Below are 13817 nucleotides of genomic sequence, written 5' to 3' on the forward strand. Positions count from 1 at the left end.
CTGCTTGAGAAACCCGGAATGCTAGACCAAATTTTTGATTACCTCCACTTTCATTTCAGCGTTGAAGCCCCAATAGTTCTGCTGATCCTGGTATTTTTAGAGGCGGTGTTATCTGCCGATAATGCGATCGCTCTGGCTGCGATCGCTCAAGGGCTAGAAGACAAAGAACTTGAGCGTAAGGCCCTCAACTTTGGTTTAGTCGTTGCCTACGTGCTACGAATCACCTTGATTTTAACTGCTACTTGGGTACAACAATTCTGGCAATTTGAATTATTGGGTGCTGCTTACCTGCTGTGGTTGGTATTCCAGCACTTTAGCTCACAACAAAGTGAAGACGATCATCATCACGGGCCGCGTTTTAATTCGTTGTTGCAAGCTATACCCGTGATTGCATTTACAGATTTGGCATTTTCTTTAGATAGCGTCACAACTGCGATCGCAGTTTCTCAAGAAAGGTGGCTAGTGCTAACAGGTGCAACAATTGGTATTATTGCCCTGCGATTCATGGCGGGATTATTTATCCGTTGGTTAGACGAATTTGAAAACCTAGAAGATGCAGGTTATGTAACTGTAGCTTTGGTGGGCTTACGCTTGTTGTTGAAAGTGGTGAACGATGCTTTAGTTCCACCAGAATGGATCATGATTCCTGCCATCTTCCTAATTTTAGGTTGGGGATTTTCCAAACGTGTTGCTGTTGATTTACCACAAGTAGAACCGGAAAAGACCGAAGTTTCTAAGTAAGTAGGAGTGAAGTAAGTGAGGAGTTAGGAGTTAGGAATTTTTAACTCCTAACTTTTAACTCCTAACTCCTAAGAGTTAGGAATTGTTAACTCCTAACTTTTAACTCCTAACTCTTTATCACTCGTGCAACCAAGGCGTTAAGTGTGGTTGCCAACTTACCAATTCTTCATCCTTAAACCATAGAGCGATTTCCTGTTGGGCGGTTTCTGGAGCATCAGAGCCGTGGATTAAGTTACGACCAATATTCAGTCCAAAATCGCCGCGAATGGTTCCCGGCTCTGCTGTTAAGGGGTTTGTCGCACCAATAATCTTTCTGGCAGATGCAATAACGCCATCACCTTCCCATACCATCGCCACTACTGGGCTAGAAGTGATAAATTCCACTAGACCACCAAAAAAGGGACGTTCTCGGTGGACACCATAGTGTTGTTCAGCTAATTCCCGACTGACTTTCAGGAACTTTAAACCAACTAGGGTAAAACCTTTGGTTTCAAAGCGACGGATAATTTCCCCCACTAATCCCCGCTGTACTCCATCAGGCTTAATTGCTAAAAATGTACGTTCCAAAGCTATCTCCTAAAACTTAATAAAGTTTTTATCTAGTCAATTGTCCTTTGTCTTACCCTACGGGTAGCCCTTCTCTACGAGAGGCTGCGCCAACGGATTCAGCAGTCGCTCATGGGGAAACCCCCTTGGCGCTAGCCTCTCCCTTTGCGAGAAGACCGCGCTGCTTCACCGCCGGCACGTCTATGTCATTTGTTCTTTATCTTCTGTCGTTGAGTCCAATAGTTTTCCACTAATGACCAATGACCAAATGGCACTAAGAAAAGCCGAAAGGCTTGTGTCAACCTCGTTCCCAGTCTGAAGATTGGGAATGTATTCCTAGAGGCTCTGCCTCTGGTCAGTCCACTGGAGGCGGAGCCTCCCAAAATCAGTTCCCAGCCTGGAGGCTGGGAACCAGTCAGTCCAAGGGCTGTGTCTTAACTTAGTGCCATTCGACTAATGACTAATGACCAATGACCAATGACTAATGACCAATGACTCTTGACCAATCAGAGTTTATCTCAGAAATTATCTTTAGGTGCATATACGTTCCCAGATGAATGCGCTAAATTGTTAACTCGTGGGTGAAAAACAGAGGTTAGGAAGAAATGGGTGTTGAGTCAACTGCTACATCTGACGAAGTGGTACTACCTGCCAATGGACAGAAATTTGAAGTGAAAAATCATAAGCACAAAAAACTGTTACCACCTAGTCCTACTACTACAGGAGATTTACCTCGCTCCTGGAAAATTGAGGATAGCGAAGCCTTGTACCGCATTGAAGGATGGGGACAACCTTATTTTTCCATTAGCGCTGCTGGACACGTTACCGTAGCACCCAAGGGCGATCGCGGGGGATCTCTTGACTTGTTTGAATTGGTCAACGCCATGAAACAGCGCAACTTGGGACTTCCCATGTTGATTCGCTTTTCTGATATTTTGGAAGACCGAATTGAGCGCTTGAACGCTTGTTTTGCCAAAGCGATCGCCCGCTACAACTACCCTGGTGTCTACCGTGGCGTGTTTCCCGTCAAGTGCAATCAAGAGCGGCATTTGATTGAGGATTTAGTCAGATTTGGCAAACCCCATCAATTTGGTTTAGAAGCCGGTTCCAAGCCAGAATTAATGATTGCTCTAGCTGTGTTGGATACACCAGGAGCATTGCTCGTTTGCAACGGCTACAAAGACCGAGAATACATCGAAACGGCAATGTTAGCCCAAAGACTAGGGCAAACACCAATCATCGTCTTAGAACAGATTGAAGAGGTTGATTTGGTAATTGATGCCAATCGCCAGTTAGGTATTAAGCCGATTTTAGGGGTTCGTGCTAAACTCAGTACCCAAGGCATGGGACGTTGGGGAGCCTCTAGTGGCGATCGCGCTAAATTTGGTTTGACAATGCCTGAAGTTATTGAGGCTGTTGACAAGTTACGAGAAGCTAACCTGCTCGATTCTTTGCAGTTGATGCACTTCCATATCGGCTCACAAATCTCTGCTATCAATGTGATTAAAGATGCCATCCAAGAAGCCAGCCGCATTTATGTGGAATTGTCCATGCTGGGGGCGGATATGAAATATCTTGATGTTGGTGGTGGCTTGGGCGTAGATTACGATGGCTCCCAAACCAACTTCTATGCATCGAAAAATTACAACATGCAGAACTATGCCAATGACATCGTGGCAGAGTTAAAAGATACCTGTGCCGAACGGCAAATTCCCGTACCAACACTCATTAGTGAAAGTGGACGAGCGATCGCTTCCCATCAGTCGGTGCTAATTTTTGATGTTCTTAGTACTAGTGATGTCCCCCTCGACCCACCAGAACCTCCGCAAGAGGGAGAATCCCCAATTATTAATTATCTTTGGGAAAGCTACCAATCCATCAACCAAGAGAATTACCAAGAGTTGTACCACGACGCTGCACAATTCAAAGAAGAAGCTATTAGCCGCTTCAACTTAGGAATTTTACGCCTCAGAGAACGAGCCAAGGCCGAGCGCCTCTACTGGGCTTGTTGTCAAAAAATTCTTACCATCACTAGACAGCAAGAATACGTACCCGATGAACTGGAAGACCTAGAAAAAATCATGGCTTCCATCTACTACGTTAATATGTCAGTGTTTCAATCAGCACCAGATTGCTGGGCGATCGACCAACTATTCCCGATCATGCCAATCCACCGCTTAGATGAAGAACCAATCCGGCGGGGAATTTTGGCAGACCTCACCTGCGACAGTGATGGTAAAATCGACCGCTTTATTGACCTGCGCGATGTCAAATCGGTTTTAGAATTGCACACCCACAAGCCTGGAGAACCATATTATCTGGGGATGTTCTTGAATGGAGCTTACCAAGAAATCATGGGCAATTTGCACAACCTGTTTGGCGACACCAACGCTGTTCACATCCAATTAACGCCCAAAGGCTATCAGATTGAACACATTGTCAAAGGTGACACCATGAGTGAAGTTGTCAGCTATGTACAGTATGACTCCGAAGATATGGTAGAAAACATTCGCCAGCGTTGTGAGAAAGCATTAGAAGAAAAACGCATCACCCTAGCAGAATCTCAGCGACTACTGCAAACATACGAGCAGAGTCTTAGGAGATATACGTACTTAAATAGTTAGGAGTTAGGAGTGAAGAGTTAGGAATAAAGTTAAGAGTTAGAAGTGAAGAGTGAAACACAAAATAATAACTCCTAACTCCTAACTCCTAACTTTAATTTACATTTGTCCCCAACAATTCCTCTATTGCTTGTCGCTCAAGAGGAGTATGTGATGGTACTGTTTGACGGGCATCGGTAATCAGCCAGTCTAAAGCAGCGGCTTGAACATCGATCGCAGCGCCAGTTTTATCTACGCAATAACGTCCAAATACTAGCTTATCGACTAACCGGACTCCGGGGCCTAGTCGCGACCATTCAAAAATCACGCTGTTTTCTACTGTTGCGCCACTACATATCCAACAATTGGGGCCAATCATCGCTGGCCCGACAATTTTAGCTCCGTCTTCGATTCTTGTCATACCGCCAATGTAAACGGGGCCGGTGATATCTACTTTGTCCCAATTTACGGCGACATTTAAGCCAGTGTAGATGCCAGGGGCGACTTCATGACCGGGGATTTGCACATTTTTGATTTCACCCAGCAGCACACCGCGAATCGCCCGCCAATAGTCTGGGACTTTACCAATATCTACCCATTCAAAGTCCATAGGTATGGCGTAGAAGGGTGCTTTGATGTCTACCAAATTGGGAAACAATTGGCTACCAATGTCATATTCGACACCAGAGGGTATATAGTTAAAAACTTCTGGCTCAAAGATATAAATACCTGTGTTGATGTTGGTGCTAAGGGCTTCTTCAGTTGAAGGTTTTTCTTGGAAAGCTTTGACCCGGCCTTCTTCGTCAGTTACAACCACACCATAGCTAGAAACTTCTTCTTTGGGGACAGATTTCGTGATAATAGTAGCGATCGCACCTTTTTCTTTATGCCATTTAACAGCCGCAGTTAAATCCAAATCAATCAAAGCATCACCGCACAATACCACAAAGGTATCATCAAAAAAGGGTGAGAAATCTTGGATGCGTCGCATCCCTCCAGCTGAACCTATGGCTTCGCCCACTAGTTTACCGTCGTCATCAATTTTCCCTTCAAAGGAATAGGCAATCTGCACGCCAAACCGCTGACCGTCACGGAAATAGTTTTCAATTTCCTCAGCCAAATGACTAACATTGACCAAAATCTGGTCAAATCCATGATGGCGTAACAGTTCCAGCAAGAACTCCATCACTGGCTTTTGCAGGATGGGCATCATCGGTTTGGGCATAGTGTACGTAATCGGACGCACGCGAGTACCCTTGCCAGCTGCCAGAATCATCGCTTTCATAAAAATTTATTCCTCAACCACAAGCCAGTTTACTTTCATCGAGTGATACTTAATCATCAGTTTTTATTTCTGCTCTAAGTCATCCCTCAAAACAGGGATAACAGTAATTTAGTGGTTATTGCAACCATCGTTATACTTAGATGACAAGCGATCGCTTATCCTTTCAATTTACTCGGATTTTGGGGCTGAATCAAAAATCTGTAAATTATCTGTAGGGATATAGGGCTACTTTTAGCTTTCTTAGTTCATTGGGTGTTCAAGGGGTTTAAGTAAGCGAATTTTAATCTCATGGTAAAACTCCTCTTGAAATAGCTCTACTTTCGATTGAGCCGAGAGTAGTAGTAGTGCCCAAAAAACACCAACTAGTTGACTTTGTTTAGACTCATGTCCAGACCCATTTTGGTTGAGAAGCTTTGTCTGAGTCCACAATTCTACAAGTTGTTCTAAATTCAACCAATTTTGTTCTAAACTTAGGTCTCTTGCTGACAGTCTCAACACCTGCTCTAGCTCTCCAGCGACTTCTGTCAGATTTTCCTGGTGAGCTAACTCCAGCGCCTCCCGCATACTTTGGACGCTAGGCTGACGCCTGGGACGGATAGGTTTACTGACTTTTTCTACCAGTTTCAGTTGGTTAGCCATGATCTGCAATTGCTCAATTAACTCTTGCAGAGTCACCCGACGCTTTGGTGGCGGCATTGCCGCTGGACGACGACGCAATTGCCGTTCTAATGGCAGACGATGACCTTGATGTGATACACCGTCTTCACCTTCCAATAGGGCATCATCTTCTACACCATCTTGTGCATCTCCTATAGTTGACAATTGCATCAAGGTGTTGGCTTTGAATAATACCAGCATTGACGCTGATAAAAAAGCCTGTCCAGATTGAGACAAGTCCGCTTCGTAGCCTCTTGTTATTGCCCCCGGTGCCATCAGTTCTAAGTAACGGTCAATCACCTCAATCACTTGGACATCCCAAGGATCAATTTCCCCCTGCTCGGCTTGGTAAATCAAGAATGTGATTGTTTCTAATAGCTCGGAAGCTTCCATTAACGGGTTCTAAGTTAATTAATGACAGGAATTGCCTGGTGGCAGTATCCTCTAAAATTTATAATCAATCACCATTGTGAATTGTGAGATCGGATTGTGCAACTCTTGATTTCCGCAAGCCGCACACTCGTGACTTCCAGTCAATAAAAAAACATCCCAAATTTTCTTGTGGGGTGAGCAACATGAGCTACCTAAATCTGGGACAGATGGCAGCTTGGGTTAAGCAAATTTATCTGTTAAGGCAGGCAGGGGGAGCAGGGGAGGCAGGGGAAGCAGGGGGAGAGAAAAAAGCTTAACTGAACTGTATTGGGACAGGTGGAGACAATACTGTTCGGAATGGCATTAAGTTAAGACACAGACCTTGGACTGACCAGAGGCAGCAGCCCTCTGGGAATAGACATCTCCAGAAATTAAATATGCATTATCCAGAATCCTTGTAGAGACGTAGCACTACTACGTCAAAACAATTCATTTTCACCAGATGTCTAATACATTTCCAGTTTTCAGACTGGGAACGAGGGGTTAAGACAAGAGACTTCTTGCATAAGTCGGGTAAAGGGTAAGGGTTAAAGGGAAAAGGGATAGAATTTTCCTTTCCCCTTTCCCGACAAGAGTGCAAAAGGCACTTTTGCAAGAGGTCTAAGAGACGCGATGAATAGCCGTCTTTACAACGATCAATCTTGACGGCGATTTATCGGATCTTTGCGATCTATTATTTTCAATAAAATTGGGAAAGGGAAAGGGGATGAAGTTTTTCCCCTTTCCGCATCTTCTGCAAGAAGTCTATTAATTTTTGACTATGGAAAACAATGCCTGGACATCAGCCAAGGGTAAGTGCCAGAGTAATTCTGGTTGCCAAGTATCTGGGTCAAAGTGGGAGTGACAACCGCGTTGGTATGCTTGCCAAAGTTTTTCCGAGGTAAATTGTTGTCGATAATTTCGGTTTTTATGAATAACTCGCAACAGTCCTAGCCCTAGCATCAAGTTAGTTATGCTAAATTTGGTTCCTAATAAAAATGCCTGTACTTCTGCTTCACCAATGAAGTCTGTGTCATAGCCTGTAAGGACGTGAACCCCATCATGGAGTTGTTTACGGCGGCTACCTGTAGTAAAGGGTTTTAAATTGTGTGCAGTGAGGAAGTCTGCCCAAGTTCTGCCAAAAGTGCCAGTAGAGAGGAAACGCAATTTCTCTATTTCTACAATTTGGGGAACATCTCGCCCCTGTGCTTTAGCGATGCGATCGAGTATATCTAAAACTTGTTGCAGACGAGGAGCGGGATTTGGGGAAGCAGTCAGTGGTTGCATCATAATCTATTGTGGGATGAGATGGGCAACACTGCCCATCTCGGACTTATTAAATACTTCTTCAAAGATTGGGTATTATCCAGGATTTCTTTGTTGACGATTTTGACGGAGTTGCTGTATTTTTTGCAGTTGTTCGGGGGTGAAGACTGCTTGAATTTGTTGTTTTTCAGACTCGCGGATTTGTTTGATTTGGTTTTTCTGTATTTCACTCAGATTTAAGTCAGCAAAATCACCTTTTTTGCGACCATGATGCTGTCCTGGTTGCCGTTGACCTTGACCTGTTTGCCCTTGAGCTTTACGTGCTTCCCACTCAGCCCGACGTGCTTGTTTCGCTGCCTCTAATTTTGCTTTTTGTTCTGGGGTGAAAACTGCTTCAATTTTGGTGCGGCTATCACGGCGAATTGTCTGAATTTGGGTTTTTTGGGCATCTGTTAGACCTAAGTCTTTCCAAGGGCCTCTTTCTTTTTGGGGAGTTTGTGCAAGTAAGATGGTTGAAGGAGAGGCTGTTTGGGCGTGAACAGCAAAGGAGGTTGCAGTTAAAGTTAAGGCGATCGCTCCAGCAACTAGCGATAATACTTTGAGTTTCATTACTTATCTCGTGGGTTTTTCCTGGTTGGATGCCACTATCATAAGAACTTATCTTTAGTAGTTACATGAGGAGAAAGTCATGGTTATACCCATGACTTTAGTCATGATTGAATTTTGACAAATATGATTGACAATAAATAGTTAGGAGTGGCGAGTGGTAAGTTAAGAGTTTGGAATGATTTACCAAATAATTGAGGATTATGATAAATCTTTATTTAGATGATTACGTAATATTCTGATATCCTGCATTTAGTCTTAATTACTCAGTCAGCGAAAAGTTTAAACGCCGGAAACTGCTGCTCAAATTGCATTCAAAACTCTTAACTATTAACTCATTCATAACTGGAGTGAAGCGATTAATGAATCGTCAAATTCAAATTTATAAACATCCTTTCCCGTCTCTGCTTTATCTGGAGTGGACACTATTAGCGATCACTGCATTGACAGCAGTTATACCACCTCCATTACGGCAATTTCGTCCCAAGCCTCCAGAACTATCGATTTGTGGTGTATTTCCCGAATTGTCAGTTTGTAGCATATTACCAGAATTATCAATTTATAGTCTGATTATTTTTGCATTAATGGGCTTAAGATTACCCAGGAGTAACCAGATAAATAAGGTTATCTACATAACTGTTGAAATTTTATTGATTTTAACAACTGGACTTTTTGGTGAAAGGTTTGCTCGGCTTTTTCCTTTTTTATATATAATTTTAGTTACTCGCAGTTGTCTAATTTTTCAGTTGCCTGGGCGTTTATTCGTTACAACTTTATCGTTTAGCTTATTTCTTTTGACGACACAACTCAAATACCAGTTATTCAATTTTCAAGCATCACCACAAGCACAAGAACGATATCGATTTTTGATTTTGAATTCGTCGCTGGTATTTGGCTTAAGCTTGGTTTTTGTTTTGTTAATGATGAATGCAGTTTTATCTGAACGACATAGTCGAGAAAAGTTGGCGATCGCGAATGAAAAGCTCCGTCAATATGCGATGCGAATTGAGAATCAAGCTACTTTAGAAGAGCGTAATCGAATTGCTCGTGAAATTCATGATTCATTAGGACATTCTCTAACTGCTTTAAATCTGCAATTAGAAACTGCTTTAAAACTATGGCAATCTAACCCAGGTAAGGCTGAAACATTTCTCGCAACCGCAAAAGAATTAGGTTCAAAAGCACTAAAAGATGTTCGCCAATCTGTTTCTACTATGCGTTCTAATCCCTTACAAGAGCAATCTTTAGAACGCGCGATCGCTAGTCTTTCAGAAAATTTTTATCGCTCAAACGGGATTTTACCAATTTACCAAATTAACCTGGAATATTCTCTACCACCTGAAATCAATACCGCTATTTACCGGATTACTCAAGAATCTTTGACAAATATATCTAAATATGCAGATGCGACAGAGGTTAAATTGGAACTTACGACGACAAAAGGCAATTTGCGATTGATAATTCAGGATAATGGTAAAGGTTTTCATTTAGGGCAAAATACTACTGGTTTTGGACTTCATAGTATGCGCGATCGCACTCTAGCACTTGGAGGTAACTTTAATATTAATAGCGCTCTTGGTTCGGGTTGTAAAATTACAGTTAATATTCCATTAGCAAGGTTGACATAATGATTAAAGTATTACTGGTAGATGACCAAAGTTTAATTCGTCAAGGATTAAGAGCGTTATTGGAACTAGAACCAGATTTAGAGATAGTTGGAGAAGCAGAAAACGGTGAACAGGCGATTGATTTGGTTGCGAAATTTCAGCCAGATGTCATCTTACTAGATATCAGAATGCCAATTATGGATGGAGTTGCAGCCACGCGAGAGATTCAAAAACGTTTTCCCACAAGTAAGATTTTAGTACTGACAACTTTTGATGATGATGAATATGTGTCAGCAGCTTTGAAACATGGAGCAATGGGTTATTTATTGAAAGATACACCATCAGAAGAATTAGCTGTTGCTATTCGTGCTGTTCATAAAGGATATACTCACTTAGGCCCAGGTATAGTTAAAAAGCTGTTAACTCAATTTTCTCATCCTGCACTAATCCAGTCCCCGCCTGTACCATCTAGTTTAGCTGAACTTACTCCTAGAGAAAAAGAGGTTTTACGGTTAATTGCAACAGGCGCTAGTAACCGAGAAATTGCTCAGGAACTCTACATTTCTGAGGGGACGGTGAAAAATCATGTGACAAATATTTTAAACAGATTGAATTTGCGCGATCGCACCCAAGCTGCTATTTGGGCAAATACCTATTTATCCTATTTAAATGAGCCAAATTAAATAATTTGTAATTCTTTACCTAGCTACTGATACAAATAAAAAATCATAACTTAGCATCAATAAAGTAGACAAAAAATGATTGAATAAATCATAAAAAATTAGGCGATCGCTAGAAATTGCAAACCTACCATTATTTGCGATCGCTCATCACTTTAAGCAGACTTATCGGTAAGCTTGAAGCTAAGATTGTATGGTGGACATCTACATAATACAATCGTAGTATGTAGATTAGTCTTGATTATGCTTAATTGTTTTATGGAAGTGATTTTGGGTGATATCACAAAACTAGAAGTTGATGCCATCGTCAATGCTGCAAATACTAGTCTACTTGGTGGTAGCGGCGTAGATGGAGCGATACACAAGGCATCTGGATCAGACCTAGTTGATGAGTGTAAGTCACTTAGAGGATGTAAGATTGGCGATGCTAAACTAACCAAAGGATATCGCTTACCCGCAAACTTCATCATTCATACCGTAGGCCCTGTATGGCGAGGAGGTAATTACGGAGAACCTGAACTTCTAGCCCAATGTTACTATAAATGTATGCAAATTGCCGCAGATAAAGAGTTTAATAGTTTGGCATTTCCTTGCATTAGTACTGGGATTTATAAATATCCTAAAGCTTTAGCGGCTGAGGTAGCAGTGAAAATATGCGATGAACAGCTACAAAAAAATGGTCGTCCACAAAGAATAATTTTTTGCTGCTATGACTCAGAAAACTATGAGATATATACGAATATATTAGGACTTACACATTGATGCAATTAATTTTTTTGATAGCTTATTTAAATAACTCCAAGCATTCATTTTTTAAAACACCTTTTGTAACTTTGATGTTCCTAAATGACTTGGATATTACCTCTTCAGAAGATATATTAATTTGTGATTGATTTACACTTATTAAATCTTGAATTGAAGCACCATATACGATTTCTGATAAACCACTCCAAACACAAGCAGTTGCACACATCGGACAAGGTTCACCAGTTGTATATATGCTATAACCTTCTAAAGATGGGTTTTTAAGTTTAGCTGTTAAACTACGAATGACGTTAATTTCCGCATGGGCTGATGGATCGTTGTCTCTCCTCACAGTATTATGAGCTACAGCTACGACTTCGTTATCTTTAACAATCACAGCACCGTAAGGCGCATCGCCTTCTTTTGCTTCTGCCAAAGCTAAACGCATAAAATATTCTGGATTCATATAAGCTGGGGTTAACATAAGGATAATGATTAATAATATCGTATTTCTAATGCTATAACTGGGAATTAAGATGTATTAATGGTCGAATATGTTACTGAGCAGACAAGAAACAGAGTTTTACTTGAAAGACCTAGAAACACCAATCGGTAAAGTAATTAATTTAACACTTGCCTCTTTGGTGTTAATATCATCAGGAATTTTTGTGGCAGAAACATATAATATTCCTGATTATATGCGGTTTGAGTTAAATGTCGCTGATACTGCGATCGTCATCATCTTTGCGGTGGAATATTTGCTCCGTCTTTGGAGTGCAGAAAATAAAATTAAGTATGTTTTTAGCTTTTATTCAATTATTGATTTAATGGCGATTTTACCATTCTTTCTTGGAATGGTAGATATTAGTTTTATCCGTCTACTAAGATGGTTTCGGATTTTACGATTAATTAGATTTATTGATAGAAAGTTTTTATTCGCCAGTATCAGCACCGAAGATGGCATGATTTTTGCGCGAATATTATTTACATTATTTGCAATTGTTTTTATTTACTCTGGTTTAATTTATCAAGTCGAACATCCAGTTAATCCTCAAAATTACGGTACTTTTTTGGATGCCTTTTATTTCTCAGTTGTCACCATGACAACTGTCGGATTTGGCGATGTGATTCCAATTTCTGAATTAGGACGCTTGCTTACAGTATTGATGATTTTTACAGGAATTGCACTGATTCCTTGGCAAGTGGGAGATTTAATTAAGCGAGTGGTAAAAACTGCTAATCAGGTAGAAACAGTTTGTGCAGGTTGTGGTTTGACTTTCCACGATCTAGATGCTGGGTTTTGTAAAAGATGCGGGACTAAGTTACCTAGTCGCAGGGTTGATTGAGGTGCGATCGCACTCCAAATTTGATCGGGTTCCATGTAGAGATCCTCTTAGAGTGTTCCAAAAAATAAACGATCCAAAACCCGTCATTACGAACGCGAGTGCGTCTCGTAGAGAGCGGAGCGTTCGCAATGACAATTGGGCATTTTTACTTGGAGTACTCTTAGAGGTTGTTTGAAAGTCTAATTTCTGACTTGCCTCAGCGATTAGAAATCGCAGCTACACAGGCAAAACCCTTGATTTTATATTAGTCCACGCAGGTGGACTTGGTTTGTGTAGTAGCGTTCGCCCTTGGCGTGCCGGAGGCATCATTCTATTCGCTTTTCAAACATCCTCTTAATGCTCCAATTTCTTGACTGCAAATATACAACGCTGCATTTCACTGACATTTGCATCATGTTGCTGTTAAGTTCTGCTAATTTCGCTGTCCAAAAAACTTGCTCGTGAACATATATTTTTGTTAAAAGTCTAAGATTTTAGTCTAAACTCCAGAAATAACTAACCAGCATCAACCTTGATTTCACAAAACTGTCACATTAAGGAAATAAGCAAAATGTCAGGAAACAGACAACTCCAAATGACTGATGAGGAATCCTTGCGCCCTCAAGAGTTATTCAACGAACAATGGAAAGTTTATCAGAAGTTACTCAATGAAAATTTCATGAAACATCGTGATATTTACAACATCTTGCACAACTTCTTAGTTAATTACTTTCCACAAGCCTTTAAAATGCTTGACTTTGGCTGTGGCGATGCCAGCTTCACTGCTCAAGCTTTATTAAACACCAATATTGCTGCTTATAAAGGTGTAGACCTTTCCACGCAAGCATTAGAAATTGCTAGAGAAAATATGGCCATAATTCCATGCAAATCAACCTTTATTCAAGGGGATTTTTCTCAATTAGATTCTGAATTGATTAACCCTCACATTCAAGAGGATAAGTTTGATGTTATTCTCATTTCTTTTGCTCTTCACCACTTCCAACTTGAGCAAAAAGAAGATTTTATTAGTCAACTGAAACACCTTCTTAAAGCTGGTGGTGTTTTTATTCTTATTGATGTTTTTCGTAGAGAAGAAGAAGATCGAGAAACCTATCTTACACGATACCGAGATAATTTAGCGAAATATTGCTCTACACTCACAGCGCAAGACTATTCAATGATTGAAAATCATATTTCCTTATATGATTTTCCAGAAACGCAACAAACTTTATATGAGATATCTCAAAAACAAGGTTTCAATAAGTTTGAATGCCTCTACCGCGACGATAACTTTGATGCCTCAAGATTATTATGCATTTATAAATAAAGCTCATTATAATCCTAAGTTC

At 41.0% G+C, this 13817-nt stretch carries 13 protein-coding genes; 7 read left to right on the forward strand and 6 right to left on the reverse strand.

What is annotated here, in order from left to right; genetic code table 11:
* Window positions 1-18 precede the first annotated feature (18 nt).
* Window positions 19-741 (forward strand): TerC family protein, encoded by a 723-nt coding sequence (locus FD723_RS08640; protein WP_179064966.1) that lies wholly within the window; start codon window positions 19-21, stop codon window positions 739-741.
* 117 nt (window positions 742-858) lie between these two features.
* On the opposite strand, the gene ndk is transcribed toward FD723_RS08640, so the two are convergent.
* A complete protein-coding gene (gene ndk / locus FD723_RS08645) occupies window positions 859-1308 on the reverse strand; it encodes a nucleoside-diphosphate kinase (protein WP_179064967.1) in 450 nt (149 codons plus the stop codon).
* Between the two features lie 584 nt (window positions 1309-1892).
* Between ndk and speA the strand changes: the two genes are divergently transcribed.
* On the forward strand, window positions 1893-3911 hold the full coding sequence (gene speA / locus FD723_RS08650) for a biosynthetic arginine decarboxylase (protein ID WP_179064968.1): 2019 nt from the start codon (window positions 1893-1895) through the stop codon (window positions 3909-3911).
* A 91-nt stretch (window positions 3912-4002) separates the two neighbouring features.
* Here speA and FD723_RS08655 read toward each other — a convergent pair whose 3' ends face one another.
* The 4 genes from FD723_RS08655 to FD723_RS08670 form a co-directional block, all read right to left on the reverse strand.
* The gene (locus FD723_RS08655) at window positions 4003-5172 is read right to left on the reverse strand and encodes a sugar phosphate nucleotidyltransferase (RefSeq protein WP_179064969.1); all 1170 of its coding nucleotides are present in this window, start codon (window positions 5170-5172) and stop codon (window positions 4003-4005) included.
* A 240-nt stretch (window positions 5173-5412) separates the two neighbouring features.
* The gene (locus FD723_RS08660; RefSeq protein ID WP_179064970.1) at window positions 5413-6222 is read right to left on the reverse strand and encodes a segregation/condensation protein A; all 810 of its coding nucleotides are present in this window, start codon (window positions 6220-6222) and stop codon (window positions 5413-5415) included.
* Between the two features lie 786 nt (window positions 6223-7008).
* Window positions 7009-7530: a Coq4 family protein gene (locus FD723_RS08665; protein ID WP_256875119.1), complete on the reverse strand. Its 522-nt coding sequence runs from the start codon at window positions 7528-7530 to the stop codon at window positions 7009-7011.
* A gap of 72 nt (window positions 7531-7602) precedes the next feature.
* Window positions 7603-8115 carry a Spy/CpxP family protein refolding chaperone gene (locus tag FD723_RS08670; RefSeq protein WP_179064971.1) on the reverse strand — a complete coding sequence of 171 codons (513 nt, stop codon included), beginning with the start codon at window positions 8113-8115 and terminating at the stop codon, window positions 7603-7605.
* Between the two features lie 359 nt (window positions 8116-8474).
* On the opposite strand from FD723_RS08670, the gene FD723_RS08675 reads away from it, so the two are divergent.
* From FD723_RS08675 to FD723_RS08685, 3 genes are all read left to right on the forward strand, one after another.
* Window positions 8475-9740, forward strand: a complete 1266-nt coding sequence (locus tag FD723_RS08675) for a sensor histidine kinase (RefSeq protein ID WP_179064972.1) — start codon at window positions 8475-8477, stop codon at window positions 9738-9740.
* Entirely contained in the window at window positions 9740-10402 is a 663-nt protein-coding gene (locus FD723_RS08680) for a response regulator transcription factor (protein WP_179064973.1), read from the forward strand. The genes FD723_RS08675 and FD723_RS08680 overlap by 1 nt, the downstream gene beginning before the upstream one ends.
* A gap of 240 nt (window positions 10403-10642) precedes the next feature.
* Window positions 10643-11161, forward strand: a complete 519-nt coding sequence (locus FD723_RS08685; protein WP_256875120.1) for an O-acetyl-ADP-ribose deacetylase — start codon at window positions 10643-10645, stop codon at window positions 11159-11161.
* 22 nt (window positions 11162-11183) lie between these two features.
* Here the strand turns inward: FD723_RS08685 and FD723_RS08690 are convergent, their stop codons facing one another.
* Complete coding sequence (locus FD723_RS08690; protein ID WP_179069083.1) at window positions 11184-11609, reverse strand: nucleoside deaminase; 426 nt, start codon at window positions 11607-11609, stop codon at window positions 11184-11186.
* An 88-nt stretch (window positions 11610-11697) separates the two neighbouring features.
* Between FD723_RS08690 and FD723_RS08695 the strand changes: the two genes are divergently transcribed.
* On the forward strand, window positions 11698-12489 hold the full coding sequence (locus FD723_RS08695) for an ion transporter (protein WP_179064974.1): 792 nt from the start codon (window positions 11698-11700) through the stop codon (window positions 12487-12489).
* 574 nt (window positions 12490-13063) lie between these two features.
* Window positions 13064-13795 (forward strand): bifunctional 2-polyprenyl-6-hydroxyphenol methylase/3-demethylubiquinol 3-O-methyltransferase UbiG, encoded by a 732-nt coding sequence (locus FD723_RS08700; RefSeq protein WP_256875121.1) that lies wholly within the window; start codon window positions 13064-13066, stop codon window positions 13793-13795.
* The last annotated feature ends 22 nt before the right edge of the window (window positions 13796-13817 follow it).

The sequence above is a fragment of the Nostoc sp. C052 genome (genome assembly GCF_013393905.1).
GTDB lineage: Bacteria > Cyanobacteriota > Cyanobacteriia > Cyanobacteriales > Nostocaceae > Nostoc.

Coding starts and splice junctions, on each gene's coding strand:
- FD723_RS08640 (WP_179064966.1), top strand. CDS start 19: ATGCTAGACCAAATTTTTGATTACCTCCACTTTCATTTCAGCGTTGAA.
- speA (WP_179064968.1), top strand. CDS start 1,893: ATGGGTGTTGAGTCAACTGCTACATCTGACGAAGTGGTACTACCTGCC.
- FD723_RS08655 (WP_179064969.1), bottom strand. CDS start 5,172: ATGAAAGCGATGATTCTGGCAGCTGGCAAGGGTACTCGCGTGCGTCCG.
- FD723_RS08660 (WP_179064970.1), bottom strand. CDS start 6,222: ATGGAAGCTTCCGAGCTATTAGAAACAATCACATTCTTGATTTACCAA.
- FD723_RS08665 (WP_256875119.1), bottom strand. CDS start 7,530: ATGATGCAACCACTGACTGCTTCCCCAAATCCCGCTCCTCGTCTGCAA.
- FD723_RS08670 (WP_179064971.1), bottom strand. CDS start 8,115: ATGAAACTCAAAGTATTATCGCTAGTTGCTGGAGCGATCGCCTTAACT.
- FD723_RS08675 (WP_179064972.1), top strand. CDS start 8,475: ATGAATCGTCAAATTCAAATTTATAAACATCCTTTCCCGTCTCTGCTT.
- FD723_RS08680 (WP_179064973.1), top strand. CDS start 9,740: ATGATTAAAGTATTACTGGTAGATGACCAAAGTTTAATTCGTCAAGGA.
- FD723_RS08685 (WP_256875120.1), top strand. CDS start 10,643: ATGCTTAATTGTTTTATGGAAGTGATTTTGGGTGATATCACAAAACTA.
- FD723_RS08690 (WP_179069083.1), bottom strand. CDS start 11,609: ATGAATCCAGAATATTTTATGCGTTTAGCTTTGGCAGAAGCAAAAGAA.
- FD723_RS08695 (WP_179064974.1), top strand. CDS start 11,698: ATGTTACTGAGCAGACAAGAAACAGAGTTTTACTTGAAAGACCTAGAA.
- FD723_RS08700 (WP_256875121.1), top strand. CDS start 13,064: ATGACTGATGAGGAATCCTTGCGCCCTCAAGAGTTATTCAACGAACAA.